We start from the raw sequence: 3,036 nt of genomic DNA on the forward strand, positions 1-3,036 counted from the left end.
GCGCGCCCGCCCCGGGGCGCCCGGGTCCGCGGCCCCCCCGGTCCGCCCCCCCCGCGGGCTGCCCCCGGGGCGGCGACGACGGTGGCGACGACGGTGGTGGTCACGGCCCGGGCGCGCAGCCGGTCGCGGCGGGCGGCGCGGTCCCTGGGGTCCATGGGGAAGCCGGTGCGGTCGAAGCGGGGGCCGGGCGGCCGGCGTCGGCTCCGGCCGCCGGTGCGGAGCATGGCCGCGCGGACGGCGGTGCGCGGGGCGGGGACCAGCGGGAGGGCGGCGTCGATGCCGCCGGTGCCGGGCCAGGGGGCGGCGGCGTCGACGCGTTCGGCGACGCGGCGGCAGCGCGGGCAGTCGTCGACGTGGCGGACGAGCTCGGCGCGCAGGGTGGTGGACAGCAGGACCTGTCCGTCTCCGGTGAGGCGGGACACGGAGGGGCAGCCGCCGGTCTCGACGACGGCGAGGGCCGCGCGGGTCCGTTCCACCTCGCAGGCGGCTCCGGCGAGCAGTTCCCGGGCGGCGGCGGGGGACGTGCCGAGGACGGCGGCGAGTTCGGGGACGCCGAGGCGGTGGCGGACGGCGAGTTCGAGGGCTTCGCGCTGGGCGGGCGTGGTGCCGGCGGCTTCGGGCCAGGCGAGCCGGGCCAGCTCGGTGCGCCGGTAGGCGTTCACGTCCAGGGCTCGGTGCGTCTCCGGCGCGTGCTCCGTATCCGTGCGCCCCGGCGTGCGCCGGGCGGAATGCGCTCCCTGCCGGGTCCGCCGGTGCTCGGCCAGCCGCCGCAGGCAGCCCCAGCGGGCGAGGGCGTAGAGCCAGGCCCGCCGGTCCGCCTCGTCGGGGCAGCGGCCGGGTTGCCGCTCGGCGACGGCCAGGACCTCGGCGAGGACCTCGGTGGCGGTGTCGTGGTCGCAGAGGACCGACAGGCAGTAGGTGAACAGGCCGTCCAGGTACGGCTCGTGGCGGAAGGGGGGCGGTCCGGGCCGCTCTCCCTCACGGCCGCCGGGGCCTTGGCCGCCGCCGGGGCCCGGCTCGCCGCCCGGTTCCGGCTCGCCGCCGGAGCCCGGGCCGGCGCCGGGGCCTGCACCGCCGCCGTGGCGACCGGCGGCGTCGCGGCCTCCGGGACCTTGGAGATCTCCGGGACCTCCGTGGCCGACGGAGCCGCCGTGACCCACGGCACCCACGGGCCCTTCGTGACCCACGGCACCCACGGGACCGCCGTGACCCGCAGGGCCGCCATGACCGACGGGACCCACGGGGCCGCCGTGACCGGCGGGGCCGACCGGACCTCCGCGCCCCTCGGGGCCCTTGTGGCCTCTGGGGCCCTCGGGGGGCATGCGCCCGTGCGCCCGGTGTGCGCCGGTGCGCTGGGCGGGGCTCTCCTGGTTGCTGCTGCTCACCCTGGCGAAGGTAGGCCGCGCGTCGGTGAGGGCCGTGAAGCCTTCAGCTGTTTTAGCCCTTACGGGTGAACAGATCGAACGCGTGCTGACCGCGGCCCTGACGCCGTGCCCGGCACCGGGTGCACACCACCGCCGCCCCGCGGCGCCCCCGCGGCGGGTGACGGCCCGTCCCGTCCCGCGCCGCGGGCGTTGTCACAGGGGCCGGATACCGTGGGCGGCATGGCTGCCCGTACATCTCGTTCATCCGCCAAGGACCGGCCGTCCTACCGCTGCTCCGAGTGCGGGTACACAACCGCGAAATGGCTCGGCCGGTGCCCCGAGTGCCAGGCGTGGGGCACCGTCGAGGAGATGGGCGGCGCGCCCGCCGTGCGGACGACCGCCGCCGGGCGGGTCTCGGCGCCGGCGCTCCCGATCGCGCAGGTCGACGGCCGGACGGCGACCGCCCGCAGCACCGGCGTGGACGAGCTGGACCGGGTCCTCGGCGGCGGGCTCGTGCCGGGCGCCGTCGTCCTGCTGGCCGGCGAGCCGGGCGTCGGGAAGTCGACGCTGCTGCTGGACGTCGCGGCGAAGGCGGCCAGTGACGCGCACCGCACGCTGTACGTCACGGGCGAGGAGTCGGCGAGCCAGGTGCGGCTGCGGGCCGACCGGATCAACGCGCTGAGCGACCACCTCTTCCTCGCCGCCGAGACCGACCTGTCCGCCGTACTGGGCCACCTCGACGCCGTGCAGCCCTCGCTGCTGGTCCTGGACTCCGTACAGACCGTGGCCTCGCCCGAGATCGACGGCGCGCCCGGCGGCATGGCCCAGGTCCGGGAGGTGGCCGGGGCGCTGATCCGCGCCTCCAAGGAGCGCGGGATGGCCACCCTGCTGGTCGGGCACGTCACGAAGGACGGGGCGATCGCCGGCCCCCGGCTGCTGGAGCACCTGGTGGACGTGGTCCTCAGCTTCGAGGGCGACCGGCACGCGCGGCTGCGCCTGGTGCGCGGCGTGAAGAACCGGTACGGGGCCACCGACGAGGTCGGCTGCTTCGAGCTCCACGACGAGGGGATCACCGGGCTCGCCGACCCGAGCGGGCTGTTCCTGACCCGGCGTGCGGAGGCCGTCCCCGGAACCTGTCTGACGGTGACGCTGGAGGGCAAGCGCCCGCTGGTCGCCGAGGTGCAGGCGCTGACCGTGGACTCGCAGATCCCCTCGCCGCGGCGGACCACCTCGGGTCTGGAGACCTCGCGCGTCTCGATGATGCTGGCGGTGCTGGAGCAGCGCGGCCGGATCACCGCGCTCGGCAAGCGCGACATCTACTCCGCCACCGTGGGCGGGGTGAAGCTGACGGAGCCGGCCGCGGATCTGGCGATCGCGCTGGCGCTGGCCTCGGCGGCGAGCGACGTGCCGCTGCCGAAGAACCTGGTGGCGATCGGCGAGGTCGGGCTGGCGGGCGAGGTCCGGCGCGTGACGGGGGTGCAGCGGCGGCTGGCCGAGGCGCACCGGCTCGGCTTCACGCACGCCCTGGTGCCGGCCGATCCGGGGAAGGTGCCGGCCGGCATGAAGGTCACCGAGGTGGCGGACATGGGCGACGCCCTGCGGGTCCTGCCGCGCGGCCGGTCCCGGGCGGCGGCGCTCACGCGGCGCGCGCGCGCGGCGGTGGCCCGCGCGC

The 3,036-nt window shown here is 77.8% G+C and carries 2 protein-coding genes; one reads left to right on the plus strand and one right to left on the minus strand.

The genetic code is table 11. The features are described from left to right. Positions 1 to 935: RNA polymerase sigma factor (locus ACFXA3_RS39855; protein ID WP_385195891.1), on the minus strand; the 935-nt coding region annotated here is incomplete at its 3' end. Positions 936 to 1,604: 669 nt separating this feature from the next. On the opposite strand from ACFXA3_RS39855, the gene radA reads away from it, so the two are divergent. Next, on the plus strand, positions 1,605 to 3,036 hold a 1,432-nt coding region (gene radA / locus ACFXA3_RS39860; RefSeq protein WP_385195888.1), incomplete at its 3' end, for a DNA repair protein RadA.

Origin of the sequence: Streptomyces sp. NPDC059456 (genome assembly GCF_042750055.1) — a bacterium.
Taxonomy (GTDB): domain Bacteria; phylum Actinomycetota; class Actinomycetes; order Streptomycetales; family Streptomycetaceae; genus Streptomyces.